The organism is Methylomonas sp. PHL2-19, from assembly GCF_059331595.1.
The window spans coordinates 158,765-172,188 of the sequence record NZ_CP196839.1 but is presented as its reverse complement, the minus strand read 5'-3'; the positions used below and the strand labels follow the sequence as shown (position 1 = coordinate 172,188).

Annotated in this window: 12 protein-coding genes; 9 read left to right on the top strand and 3 right to left on the bottom strand. The window is 48.8% G+C overall.

Translation table 11 applies throughout. The features are described 5' to 3' along the window. Positions 1-355 precede the first annotated feature (355 nt). From ACR02O_RS00855 to ACR02O_RS00845, 3 genes are all read left to right on the top strand, one after another. Entirely contained in the window at positions 356-838 is a 483-nt protein-coding gene (locus ACR02O_RS00855; protein ID WP_458138469.1) for a hypothetical protein, read from the top strand. 250 nt (positions 839-1,088) lie between these two features. Next, positions 1,089-2,171: a GNAT family N-acetyltransferase gene (locus ACR02O_RS00850; protein WP_458138468.1), complete on the top strand. Its 1,083-nt coding sequence runs from the start codon at positions 1,089-1,091 to the stop codon at positions 2,169-2,171. A gap of 54 nt (positions 2,172-2,225) precedes the next feature. Further along, complete coding sequence (locus tag ACR02O_RS00845) at positions 2,226-3,248, top strand: glycosyltransferase (protein WP_458138467.1); 1,023 nt, start codon at positions 2,226-2,228, stop codon at positions 3,246-3,248. 40 nt (positions 3,249-3,288) lie between these two features. Here the strand turns inward: ACR02O_RS00845 and ACR02O_RS00840 are convergent, their stop codons facing one another. Continuing rightward, positions 3,289-3,891, bottom strand: coding sequence for an arylesterase (locus tag ACR02O_RS00840; protein WP_458138466.1), 603 nt, complete (start codon positions 3,889-3,891; stop codon positions 3,289-3,291). Between ACR02O_RS00840 and ACR02O_RS00835 the strand changes: the two genes are divergently transcribed. The 4 genes from ACR02O_RS00835 to ACR02O_RS00820 all read left to right on the top strand — a co-directional run bounded on the left by ACR02O_RS00835 (position 3,890) and on the right by ACR02O_RS00820 (position 8,932). Then, positions 3,890-4,582: an ABC transporter ATP-binding protein gene (locus ACR02O_RS00835; protein WP_458138465.1), complete on the top strand. Its 693-nt coding sequence runs from the start codon at positions 3,890-3,892 to the stop codon at positions 4,580-4,582. The two genes, ACR02O_RS00840 and ACR02O_RS00835, sit on opposite strands and share 2 nt — an antisense overlap. Then, complete coding sequence (locus ACR02O_RS00830) at positions 4,579-7,059, top strand: ABC transporter permease (RefSeq protein ID WP_458138464.1); 2,481 nt, start codon at positions 4,579-4,581, stop codon at positions 7,057-7,059. Before ACR02O_RS00835 ends, ACR02O_RS00830 begins: the two co-directional genes overlap by 4 nt. 388 nt (positions 7,060-7,447) lie before the next feature. Then, positions 7,448-7,951, top strand: coding sequence for a sigma-70 family RNA polymerase sigma factor (locus tag ACR02O_RS00825; RefSeq protein WP_458138463.1), 504 nt, complete (start codon positions 7,448-7,450; stop codon positions 7,949-7,951). Positions 7,952-7,957: 6 nt separating this feature from the next. Continuing rightward, positions 7,958-8,932, top strand: a complete 975-nt coding sequence (locus ACR02O_RS00820) for a FecR domain-containing protein (RefSeq protein WP_458138462.1) — start codon at positions 7,958-7,960, stop codon at positions 8,930-8,932. Between the two features lie 177 nt (positions 8,933-9,109). Here ACR02O_RS00820 and ACR02O_RS00815 read toward each other — a convergent pair whose 3' ends face one another. Further along, positions 9,110-9,511 carry a type II toxin-antitoxin system VapC family toxin gene (locus ACR02O_RS00815; RefSeq protein ID WP_458139198.1) on the bottom strand — a complete coding sequence of 134 codons (402 nt, stop codon included), beginning with the start codon at positions 9,509-9,511 and terminating at the stop codon, positions 9,110-9,112. A gap of 8 nt (positions 9,512-9,519) precedes the next feature. Further along, positions 9,520-9,762 carry an antitoxin gene (locus ACR02O_RS00810; RefSeq protein WP_458138461.1) on the bottom strand — a complete coding sequence of 81 codons (243 nt, stop codon included), beginning with the start codon at positions 9,760-9,762 and terminating at the stop codon, positions 9,520-9,522. 238 nt (positions 9,763-10,000) lie between these two features. On the opposite strand from ACR02O_RS00810, the gene ACR02O_RS00805 reads away from it, so the two are divergent. Further along, on the top strand, positions 10,001-10,750 hold the full coding sequence (locus ACR02O_RS00805; protein ID WP_129871393.1) for an IS5 family transposase: 750 nt from the start codon (positions 10,001-10,003) through the stop codon (positions 10,748-10,750). After that, complete coding sequence (locus ACR02O_RS00800; RefSeq protein WP_494522573.1) at positions 10,747-13,323, top strand: TonB-dependent siderophore receptor; 2,577 nt, start codon at positions 10,747-10,749, stop codon at positions 13,321-13,323. Before ACR02O_RS00805 ends, ACR02O_RS00800 begins: the two co-directional genes overlap by 4 nt. The last annotated feature ends 101 nt before the right edge of the window (positions 13,324-13,424 follow it).

Sequence of the window (13,424 nt, the reverse complement as noted above, 5' to 3'; positions counted from 1 at the left end):
TGCCGATGGAAGCTTAGCCTTTAGCTTGGGTGGTGGCGGTGTTGCCGGCCACTGGATTCGAACAGAATAAGCCGGCAAATTTCGCGATATTGGCTACGGCAACTTTGATGAAGTCGCTAGCCGCTAAGTTGTTGTGTTAGCAGCATTTAATTGGCTTTTTGTGGCCTCTATACCAACAAGTTTAAAGGGTGGATGGGAAATGTTGATATAAAACAGCCTCTTGCAATTGGCACGCATAGTGCTGTCCTCCTGTGTATGGATGCCTATACCATAAGCCGTTGCCAGCCGTAATCGGTCCGGTTTGTGCGAATAGGGTTTCACCTCTTAACTAATTGATTAATTCTGGGGTTTTAATATGGACACAAACAAGCCGTTACTTTCCGCGTTATTTTTTATTGGTCTATCGTTTTGGGGGATACAGCTTGCGCAAGCAGCTACGACCGAAAATACGTTAAACCCGCTCGAATCCTTCCAAACGATTTTGCCGGATTTGCCAAGCGCTTATCAGGAGCAACCATTGAATCCACTAGCGGATAAGCCCTTACAGGACTATGCGCTCACACTGTTTACACGGGTCAAGACCCGTGCGGTCGTAACATTTCAGCAGGCATTGTCCGACATAGCAGGGCTTGGCGACATGGTTTCGCAAATGGGTTTACTTGGCCTGCTTGGCACGGTTTTCCAGCCAGTGATAGACGAAAGCAAAACAGCTGAATTGAAAGCCGCCTTACCTACGGCGGCCTGGTTTTTTCTCAGCGGCATGTTGGGTGTTCTGGGCTTGAAAAAACGCAGCAATTTGCTGGATACCAAAGCCAATTTTGAATCTGTAAACTCTTAAGTTCCGTTCCCGACATCGCGTGGGTTTGGGCGGCTATCGCATTTCCTAAGGTTTGCGGATAGTTGCCCTGGACCCAAGGCGTGTCGGGCTACCGTTCTCATCTGTGGTTCAAGCGCTCTAAATTTAGTGCTGCGTCGTAGTTTGGAGTTAGAGCATGTTTGCGCCGATAATAGCTGCTGATTTCTGGTGAGCCTTGGCTATAGGTTTTCGGCCTAGCCAATAATTTCAGCATTCTTGTCGAGAGAAGTTTATGTCCGACTTTACGGAGCGTTTTAAGTTCGGCTTTATCCAACTGGCCGATATTCCCGATTGCATCAGGATCGTTGTCGAAAATTTCGATGAGTTTCAGGAGCATCCGGAATACGTTTCGCTTTGGTTCGAACAGCGTATCGTCAATAATCCTTGGCAAACCGGATTGCCGGGAATTGGCGTTGGAGTTAGTTTGGATGGCCGGCCCATTGGCTTTCGGGCAATGTTTGCCCAGCCGTGGTGGTTGAATGGTCAGTCCACTGTTATCGCTTTTTGCGCGAATACTAGCGTCGATTCCAGCTTTAGAGGCAAGGGCCTTGCGACCGCATTGATCGATCATAGCCGGCAATTTGCCGAGATTACCGGCAGTGTCACTGCCGGTAACATTACCCAAAAGGCCTATAAAAAATTAGGATTTTCCGAAATCGGCGGCAGCGATAACGATTTTTATCGTTTGCGCGTCGGTTATCGCGGCTCCTGGGAGAAACGCGCCGGCAAACCGTTGGGTTATTTGTTGGGCAGCCTATTTGACATCAACTTGCGCTTACGGAATGTCAAATTGCGTAGCGGCGGTTTTACCTTCGCGGAGGTTTGGCATTGCGACACTGAGTTTGATGCGTTGTGGGAGCGAGCCAAAGCCGGCTACACCTCTTGTCTGGAACGTAGCAGCCGCTACTTGAATTGGCGTTTATTCGATTTTCCGACCTGTCCGTTAAGACTTTTCGCGTTGCGTGATGCTGCCGGCAAATTGCGCGCTTATGCCATCTGGCATCAGCAAAGCTTTGGGGACGCTATCAGCATGGCGGTATTGCGTGACGTGTTTTATCCCTTGGACGATGAGCCGGCCTTGAAAACACTGCTGTATTACCTATTTGCTTATTGGCGGGAGAACGGGATTAGTTGGGGCAGTCTGGAAGTCGCCTCGCCGTCATTGACCAGTTTGTTCCGCAGTCTTGGCTATGAAGCGGTGCCGTCTCGCGGCAACCGCTATCGGATCTATCGCGAGCCGCCGCTAGCCGACAACATTTTGCAAAATTGGTACCGAAGCGGGATCGATGGCGATTATTTTGATCATCCGCTATGATGTTGCCCCGTTGTTTCTAAAACTGTAACGTTCATATTTGGCGATCTTAATAACATGCGAAACACCACTGTAAGCATCATCTCCACGGTCCTAAACGAACGCGGCAGTATTAAAAGTCTGCTGGATTCTTTTTTAACTCAGACCCGTCGGCCCGATGAAATCGTAATAGTTGATGGGGGTTCGTCTGACGGGACTCTGGAGCTTCTGCAACAATATGCTGATCAGAATTCCAACATAAAGTTTTTTGTCGAGAAAGGTGTCAATATTGCTCGAGGACGCAATCTGGCAATTGCGCGTTCCAGTGCTGACATTATCGCAGTGACCGACGGAGGTTGCCATCCTGATCCCGTTTGGCTTGAGGAGTTGGTAAAACCGCTACTGGAAAATCCTGATTTTGGTGCGGTATCCGGTGTGCGTAAGGTCGAACATATTAATCCTTTCGAATATTTCGCTGGGGCGTTATCGACCTCTGGAAATTCGGCCGATGAAGAACATCGGGTGTTTCATGGTAGAAATTCGGCATTTCGAAAAAGTGTTTGGACAGCGACAGGCGGTTACCCGGAATGGCTTTACACCGCAGAAGATACGCTGTTCGCGCAGAGAGCTAAAGCACTTGGATGTAGGGTCGGATTGGCGCAAAATGCTGTGGTGTCCTGGCGTCCTAGGCCTAATTTTAAAAAACTTGCCAAGCAATACTATTTGTATGGACGAGGAACCGGGCGGATAGGTAACGCGGATTTAAAAGCCGTTTTCTATCATTTGCGTAACCACGCGCTCTGGATGTTGACTTTTCTATTGGGATTTATCGTTCCTTGGTTTTGGCTGGCGACAGTGAGTTTGCTGACTTTCATGTACACAAGTTTGATCGCTCCGGTTATTAAAAGGCTGCAAGGCGATGGTTTAGTTGCGCCTGGTCTGTATTGGTATGTTCCACTTATCGTCATGATCCGTAGCTTTTGCAATAATCTCGGCCAACTGCATGGTTATTGGGAATATGAGAAAGTAGAACCTTTCAAGAAAAATCTGCAATTGTATTTGTCCGGTCAATGGAAAAGCGCGGACAATGTAAATAGCTAAAGTTGATAATTTGGTTATCTAAAACGCAGACTGTTGGCTATTATTTCAGCAACGCTTGTAAATATCCCCAAATCTTTTCGGCAATCACCGGTTGTGCCAGCTCATTCGGGTGCAGGCTGTCGGCCTGCATCATCTCCGGGTTTAATGCTACCTCTTCGAGGATAAACGGCACGTAAGGGATCTTCAATTCCGCGGATAGCTGCGGAAAAACCTCGTAAAACATCTCGACATAACGCTTGCCGTAATTGGGCGGAATCTTCATCCCCAGCAGCATCACTTTGGCGCCGACGTTTTGCGAACGCCGGGTGATTTCGGTCAGATTATTTTTCATTTCCGCCGGCGATAAACCGCGTAAGCCATCGTTGGCGCCCAATTCCACCAACACAATATCCGGTTTATGCCGCGATAAAATTTGCTCCAGTCGCGCCAGGCCGCCAGCGGAAGTATCGCCGCTGATGCTTTCGTTACTGATAACATAGTCGCTATGCAGGTCGGTCAGCTTGTTTTGCAACAAAGCCACCCAGCCAAGCTGAACTTCGATGCCGTAACCGGCACTAATACTGTCACCCAATACCACTATCGATTTCGCCATGGCGCTGATTGGTAGTAAACCCAGAATTACGGCAAGGACCACGCTATACATGTTGAATACTCATATTGATAAGACCAGTTCCCCGATTATCGTTACCGAACAGCTCGGCAAATCGGTGCCAACTTCCGAGGGCATTTTACACATCTTGTCCTCAGTGAATTTAATCATCAATTCGGGCGAGAGTCTGGCCATTGTCGGCGAGTCCGGTTCCGGTAAATCCACCCTGCTCAGTTTGCTGGCTGGATTGGATACGCCCAGTATCGGTCGAGTGGTCGTCAATGGTCGCGATCTGACCAAGCTCGACGAAGACGGCCGCGCCCTTTTGCGCAACGAATTAGTCGGTTTCGTGTTTCAGTCCTTTCAACTGCTGCCGGGGTTGACGGCTCTGGAAAACGTGATGCTGCCGCTGGAACTCAGCGGACATGCTCAAGCGGCGACCGCTGCCCGGGCCTTGCTGGATAGAGTGGGCTTGTCGCAGCGCTTGACGCATACCCCCAAGCAATTGTCGGGCGGCGAGCAGCAGAGGGTGGCTTTAGCGCGGGCCTTTGTCACCCGGCCTACCATCCTGTTTGCTGACGAACCGACCGGTAATCTGGACAGCAAAACCGGTGCGCACATCATCGATTTGCTGTTCGAGCTCAATCAAGAACAACATACCACTTTGATTTTGGTGACTCACGACATGACTTTGGCCGGACGTTGTCAACGCACCATTCGCCTGGATGCTGGGAGCGTGGTATGAAACGTGTCAATCTGGCCATGAAACTGTTGTGGCGCGATAGTCGTTCCGGAGAGCTGACCTTATTGCTCCTAGCTTTGCTGATTGCGGTCAGCAGTTCCACCGCCATATCGCTATTCGCCGACCGTTTGCATCGGACCATGACGGTGCAAGCCGCCGAGTTTTTAGCCGGCGATCTGGTGGTGGCTGCGCCGGCGCTCATAGCCGAAACCTGGTTGGCCAAGGCTGGCGAATTGGGCTTATCCCATTCGCAAACCAGCGAGTTTGCCAGCGTTTTGTTGGAAAACCAGGAAATGCTGTTGGCTTCGGTAAAATCGGTGAGCAGCGGCTACCCGCTGCGCGGCAAATTGAAAACCAGCGATGCCGAGTCACAGGATGAAATCGTCGCCAGCCAGGGTCCGGAACCCGGCTCGGCTTGGGTAGACAAGCGCATCCTGCCGGCTCTACATCTAAAAATCGGCGATACGTTGACCGTAGGCGAAAAACCTCTGACCATCGGCCGGGTGTTGAGCTACGAGCCGGACAAGCGCGGTGACTTTTACAGCTTTTCGCCGCGGGTGATGATTAATCAAATCGATTTGGCTGCCACCGGCGTCATTCAACCCGGCAGTCATGTGCGTTACGCCTTCCAGTTCAGCGGCGACGAACAGGCTTTGCTTGCCTTTAAAACCTGGTTGAAACCGCAACTGAACAGTTCGCAAAAAATCCTGGATATACATGAGGATCGCCCGGAGCTGGGATCGGCATTGCAGCGCGCCGAGCGTTACCTGGGCTTGTCCAGTATCGTGGTGATCTTGATTGCCGGCGTGGCGATTGCGATGGCTACCCGCCGTTACACCGAGCGGCATTTCAACGCCACTGCCTTGTTGCGTTGCCTGGGATGTAAACAAGCGGAAATTGTCTGGCTGTACGGTTTGCAATTCTTGGTGCTGGGCCTATTAGCCAGCAGCGTCGGCTGCGGCCTGGGCTGGTTGGCGCAGTTTGGTTTATTCGAGCTGTTAAAATCCTTGTTGCCGGAAGAATTGGCCAGTCCCAGCTGGTTGGCGGTATTTTTTGGCTTGACTTCGGGCTTGGCAATCTTGCTGGGTTTTGCTTTGCCGCCGTTGCTGCGTTTGCAAAAAGTCTCACCGTTGCGGGTATTGCGTCGTGAGTTGGAACCCTTACCCAGCAGCGGTTGGTTGATTTACGGTTTGGCGCTGGCGATTATCGGCGGCTTGATTTGGCGCTACACACAAGACCCGAAAATGACATCTACCATATTGGGGTTGGGTGCGCTAACACTATTGGGTGTAGGTGGCGCGGTATACGGTTTGTTATTGCTGGCGCGCAAGCTGTTGCCGAGGATGGGCTTGAATTGGCGTTTTGGCTTGCAGGGATTGCTGCGGAACAGCCAGGCAAGTGTCAGCCAGATATTGGCTTTCAGCATCACGCTCACCGCCATGGCCCTGAGTTTTACGGTGCGCAGCGATTTGATCGACAACTGGCAACAGCAATTGCCGGAACAGGCGCCGAATCATTTTGCCTTGAATATTCTGCCGGAACGCCAGCAGGCATTTCAAAGCGAATTGCAGCAGGCGCAAATCCCCAGCAGCCGGTTTTATCCGGTGGTACGCGGACGCCTGGTGACGATTAATAACGAAGCGGTGCAAGGCCGGGTCAGCAAAGACACCCAGGGCGAAGGCGCCACTCAACGCGAATTGAGCCTGACCTGGGCGGTGCAATTGCCGGACGATAACAAAGCCACCGATGGCGGTGCTTGGCAAGCCGATCGGCCGGGTCTGGTATCGGTGGAGCAAAAACTGGCGGAAAGCTTGAAAATCAAGGTGGGCGATGAATTGACCTTTACGGTGGGGAGCGCGCAATTCAGCGCAAAGGTAGCTCAACTCCGCAGCGTGCAGTGGGATACGATGCGGCCCAATTTTTACATGATTTTCTCGCCCGGCACGCTGGATAACTTTCCGACCATGTACATGACCAGCTTTTATCTGGCCGATACCCAAAAAATTCTGTTGAATACCCTGCTGAAAAAGTATCCGGCGATCACGATATTGGAAGTTGATCAGATTTTGAAACAGTTCAAGATGATCCTGACGCAGTTGACCAAGGCCATCAATCTACTATTGTATTTTGCCCTGGCGGCCGGTTTCACCGTGTTGTTTGCTGCCGTCTATGCCACGTTGGATCAACGGATCTACGAAGGTGGGCTGATGCGGACTTTGGGCGCCCGGCGCGGCTTTTTACGTACCACGCACGTGATTGAGTTTGGCTTGCTCGGCATTTTAGCTGGTGCTATGGCGGCACTGGCTAGCGAAGCGATTCTGTATGCGTTGTATACCCGTGTGATGCAGATCGACTATCGTCCGGGCTACCATTTGTGGGGAGCATTGCCGGCGATAGGCGCGATAACGGTGGGGCTGGCAGGGTACTGGGGGGTTAGGCAGGTGGTCAATCAGCCACCGCTACAAGTGTTGAGGCGTTGATAGTTGATCAGTAAATTTTTCGCGATGGTTGCGATAAGGCAATGCACTGATTTTTTCATACTCAATAGGTCACTTAACATAGTTAAATTTGGAGGCGACTTTTCGCCGGTAAGTTTAGTGTGCAACCCTAGGTGGCGTTAAGAGTGATGTATTTGCTTGAGTAGTTGTTTTTACTGGAATTTATTTCACATAGGCATTTTGGAAGATGTCTATAGCCTAGAAAATGGTATATTTTTTGCTGAATTCTTTGGTTATTTGGTAAAAGTTTGACTGATTTGTAAGCATACAATCAGCAATCGTGAGGATTTAGCAAGGCAACCAAAGCTATGATCAAAAGTCTGTATGTCGTCTTGAAAGCACATCTTTCAATCATCAATAGGAGTGTTTAGTGGCGACGGAATTGCTGACTAATGAAGCCTTGTCCCGGCTTTATCAAGAACATCACTCCTGGCTGCTCGGTTGGCTGGATAAACGTGTGCAATGTCGCTTGCAAGCCGAAGATCACGCGCAAGACACTTTTGTACGGGTGATGGCATCGGGTCGCACACCGGATTTGAATGAACCCAGGCCTTACCTCGCCACCATCGCCAAAAATTTACTGATCAACCATTGGCGCCGCGCCACCATTGAACAAGTGTATCTGGAACGTCTTTCGGCAATTCCTGAAGCCACATCGTTGTCTATGGAAGAAAGCGCCATTATTCTGGAAACCATACAAGAAATTGATGAATTGCTTAGTCGCTTACCGGAAAAGGCGCGCAAGGCATTTTTTATGTCCCAGATCGATGGACTTACCTACGTCGAAATCGCCGAAAAACTCGGGGTCAGTGATCGCATGGTTAGAAAGTACATGGTGCAAGCCATGGTGCTATGCCTGAGCGTGGAGTTCTAACAGTAAATGTCTTCCGGAGATCGACAAAAGATCCATCCCCGCATCGTGGCGGAGGCCGCTGAATGGTTTATGGTTCTTAGCTCCGGTAACGTTCGCCCTGACGAAACCGCACAGTGGCAAGCCTGGCTGGCTTCGCACCCGGATCACCAAATGGCTTGGGCCAGAGTTGAGTTTTATACCGACAAATTTAAATCACTGCCACCACCAGCCGCCTTCGCCGCCACCGCAGCGTTAAATGCCCCCAATCTCAATCGAAGACGCATGCTGTTAAGCATGGCCCTATTGGGTGTTGCAGGATGGTCCGGCTGCCAGATTTCTCGAGGTCGTTATTGGCAGGAATGGTCGGCCGATCAACATACAGCGCTCGGCGAAACTAAAACCATCACCCTAGCCGACGGCTCCAGCGTGGTTATGGATAGCGGTAGCGCGGTAAACGTTGATTTCTCGGTTAATTTACGCAGGTTGCAACTGGTTAAAGGGGAAATTTACATCGAAACAGCACCTGATAGCGTTGGCTGGAAACGGCCCTTTGTCGTCGATACCTTGGAAGGCAGAGTTCAAGCACTCGGCACCCGCTTCAGCGTCAGCCAACGCCAAAATCTATCGCAGGTTACCGTATTTCAAGATGCCGTAGAAATCCAACCAGCCGATGCAGCGTCCGCCAAACAAACTCTCCGCGCCGGTCAACAAGTTCAATTTTCCTCAAACCACCTTGAGCCTATCCAAGGACACAGACAGAATAAACCCGCTTGGACCGAAGGCTTTATCGTTGCCGATGATCTGCCGCTCAGCGAATTTTTGCTGCAACTAAGCCGTTACCGATCAGGCTACATTACTTGTGCTCCCGAGATTGCCGATTTACGGATTATCGGGTCATACCCGTTAAAAGATACCGACAAAATTCTCGCCTTTCTCGAGGCTAACCTGCCAGTCAAGCTCTCACACCCGCTACCTTTCTGGGTTAAAGTCCTGCCGCGCTGATTGCTTCTGCACTCGCAGAGACGGTCATGCTCGGTCCGCTAGGTCCGTTTACGATAAAGCTCGAAGCACTGCTTGAAGCTCTTTCTCTACGGCCTGCAACAAAGCCAATGCAGGTCCATGCGGTTTACGATAGCACCATCAGCAGCTTGTTTTTTATTGCCATCGTTTATTACTTACTTAAACCCCATTCACCCAATCTTCGATAGTCAAAACCCCATCGGGAATCAGGCTGAAGGCTTTGTCATGGGTGACAAGTATGGTTTTGGCGGCTATTGCATGCGCGGCGATCATCATATCTAGCGCCCCAAGCGTAATGCCAACCGACATGCAAGATGCACGTAAATCGCCATAAACGCAGGCGGCTTGCTCGTCCCAGGGCAATGTCTCAACACGCAATAGAAACTCCCGGATCAGCTTTGCCAGGCTGGTAGGGTGGCCCTTGCGGGCTAAGCCATATAAAAGCTCACCTTGTGTGACTGCCGATATAAAAATACTGTCCATCGGCAGTGACGCCAACCGGTGTCGAATCTCCGGGGGATGGCTTTTGATAATATAACTAGCCATATTGGTATCCAGCATATAACGCATCAAAACAAATCCCGCTCTTGGTTCGGCTGGTCTTCGCGATCGGCCATGAAATCAGCAGGAATCTTTGTGTGGTCGGCAAGCTCGAAAAACTCCGCCCAGGATGCCGGTTTAGGCGACAGAATGACTTCGCCAGTCACGGGATCACGACGAATAAATACTTCCGCGCCCGGAAAACGGAATTCTTTCGGAAGCCGTATCGCTTGGCTTCGGCCAGTGGTAAATAACTTGGCAGTGGTATGCATCTTAATTCCCCTTATCAAATAGGTATCTGAAGTATATATCACAGCTTGATATGTACCAATGATACTCGTCAAGTCGGTTCGATAAGGCAAGCCTAACCGGACATTTTTCGCTGAACAATAAAATTATTTTCATAGAAAAGACAATCGATTAGGGGCTGTTGCCATTTTGTCATAATCCCTTTGAAAATCGATTGGCGAGCCATATTGATTGAGTTTTCAATCAAACGATAACTAGCGAATGCCACGCCAACTGCTTACAGATACCCACTGGGAAAAGCTAAAAACGATTATGTTGAGTTTCAGCATTTACGACAAACCCGGTCTTCGGCAAACGGTCGAAGGGATTTTTTATCGTTTGCGTGTTGGCTGCCCTTGGCGAGACTTGCCCGTCGCTTTTGGCAAGTGGAATGCCGTGTACAAGCGCTTCAATGCCTGGTCACTGCAAGAAAAGCTGAGGGGTATCTTTCAGGCGCTAGTGATTGAGCCTGATTTGGAATGGCTATTTATTGATGGCAGCATTATTAAAGCCCATCAACACAGTAGCGGCGGCGCCCATGAAAATCCAACAGCCATCGGGAAATCGGTCGCAGGCAACACGACCAAAATCCATATGGCGGTTGATGCCGGTGGACTTCCCATCCAGTTCTCGATTACGGGGGGCGAAGTACATGACTGCAAAGAAGCGCCGGAATTTGTGGCCAAGCTCCCCCAGGCGGGCTACATGATTGCAGACAAAGGGTATGACAGCGAGCCGTTACGGATTCAAATTCGAGACCAAGGCACAGTCCCCATCATCCCAAGAAAACAAAATTCAATAGTCGGGAATGAGGAAATGGACTGGTGTCTCTATAAATATCGCCACCTCGTTGAAAACGTATTTGCGCGACTGAAACATTTTAGAGCTATTGCCACCCGATATGACAAACTAAAACGCAATTTTGAAGGTGCTATCGCCCTGGCTTGTGCATTTATATGGTTACCGATGTGAAACGGCAACAGCCCCTAAAAAAATTTGTAATTTTTCTTCAATGTGCAGTTCCGGTTTTTCCGCGCTCGTTTGTATTAGTTAATGAAAACACCACAAATGGAGAAAAACCGATGTCAAACACACACCGCAGCAGCAATCCGGGCTTTCGTTCATCCAGATTGAGCCAAGCTATACAGGGAATTTTATTGGCTTCAGCGCTGACCGCTTCTGTCGCAGCCCATGGAGAAGAAACTACCAACAGGAAAAGCTACCACATCAGCGGCGGTTCCTTGGGACAAGCACTTAGCCAGTTTGCGCGTGATGCCGGCATTTTATTTACCGGGGAATCCGCGTTGACCGATGGCAAAACCAGCAAGGGACTGGACGGCGAGTACACCGTAGAAGAAGGCTTTAGAAAGCTCCTGGCGGGAAGCGGTTTGACCTATACCATCACGGACGACAACGCGGTAGCTATCAAGATTGCCGAACCTGGAAGCGATGCTGCATCTACTTTGCCGGCGGTGAGGGTGGTGGGGAAGGCGGTTTATGATTCTGAGACGAGCTATAACCCGGTAAATGCAACTACAGGCACAAAAACAGACGCCAAATTATTTGATACACCAATGTCAGTGCAGGTTGTCCCAAAAGCAATTATTGATGACCAACAAGCCACGGGTTTAAGTAATGTCGTAAAGAACGTTAGTGGCGTTCAACAAAATTTTGGGTTCGGTTTTAGTAACAATGAAAGTTTAATTGTGCGGGGCTTTGATACTTCTCTTGAGAAAGCTGGCGATTCTTTAATATTGCGTGATGGATTTTTCACTTTCGGAGTTCCTGTTTCATTAGCTAATATTGATCGTGTGGAAGTGTTGAAAGGCCCAGCGGCTATGCTCTACGGAAAATTAGAACCCGGCGGCCTTGTTAATGTAGTTACCAAGCGCCCCCAATCAGTTCCGTATTATTCTTTACAACAGCAGTTTGGTTCGTTTGATACCTATCGCACCCTCTTGGATGCAACTGGCCCCGCTACTAAGGATGGTTCATTATCTTATAGGTTTGATTATGAACATTTAGATTCGGGGTCATTCAGAAATTTTGGGTTCAATAAGCGAGATTTCATTGCTCCGACAGTAACATGGAACATCAGCGATGCTACACAAGTTGATTTCGAATTTATATATCAAAAATTGGAATCAATACGAGATCATGGCATACCATTTGGTTTAGAGCAAAAAGGGCTTTTAGCTGGGAAGCTACCGCGAAATTTATTTATTGCCGAACCAACCGATCACTACAATCAAGAATACATTCAAGGTGGAATGTCCTTAAGCCACCAAATTAATAAAGATTGGCAGATAAAAGGAAAATTCAATATTGCTAAAAACGATATTTCGGATGCCCAAACTTTTGGAGATTCCCTAATTGGTAATAGTGAGCTGTCTCGGGGCACATATGCCTCAGACGACCAGACGGGAACTGATTTTGAAACAATAAATGTCATTGGTCATTTTGACACATGGAGTTTGCAGCACACCTTATTGATAGGCGGCGATCATTTTAATTACAATACGAATATTTCCACCTTTTGTTGCGATAGTGCGCCATCAATCAATTTATTTAATCCTCAATATGGCTTCAACGGTTTTAACCTTCCCTCATTTATCAATTCTCCACGATATGAACGTGAACGTGATTATTCATGGTTTGGCACGTATATTCAGGATCAAATTAAATTTGGCGAGGAGTGGAGCTTACTTTTAGGTGGTCGTTATGACAATACTGAATTCCAAGAAAAAGAGACTGTAGCAAGCAAATCAACCAAAAATGAAAACTTTAGTCCTCGTGCTGGCTTGATGTATCACCCATTGCCGTGGCTAGGTCTATATGCAAGTTATGTTCAGGGTACGAATGCCTTTAACAGTGGATTTACCGCGTCAGGGACGGCTTTAAGTCCAGAACAATCGAGGCAATATGAAGCTGGTGTAAAAGGCGAATGGTTCGATGGCAAGCTATCAGCGGGAATAGCAGTTTTTGAATTAACCAAAGAAAATATCAGCGTATCAGATCCAGATAGGGCTCTTGCTTTACAAGGGTATAAGCAAGCCATTGGCGAAGTACGCAGCCAAGGCATCGAATTTGATATTCACGGAAATTTGACTGACTATTTGAATTTGATTGGTAACTATGCATTTACCGATGTAAAAATCACAAAAGATACAGACTCTTCAGGCTGCACGGGTAATCAAGGTAATCGCTTTGCCAATGTACCTACACATTCAGGTAGTCTTTGGACAACTTATGACTTTTCTGGATTTGGTGCGCATGGATTCAGCAGCGGTATTGGGGTGTTTTTGGCAAGCGATAGAGCCGGAAATATCGCCAACACTTTTGACTTGCCCGGTTACGCAAGAGTGGATGCGATGTTGAAATATAAAAGACAGGTTGGCCCTTCAAAAGTGACTCTGCAATTTAATATAGAAAATTTAACTGACAAGGACTATATGGCGTCCAGTAACGGATACGGTAATAACGAAAATCAGGTTATACCTGGTACGCCGCGTACGTTTTTAGGGTCTGTAAAAGTCGAATTCTAATATCGGGTTAGTTGTTTAGCTACGCAGGCCTGGTTAGGTGTAACCAGACAGATTGGCTTCGATTTGTCGGGTTACGCTCTATCGAGCTAACCCGACCTACG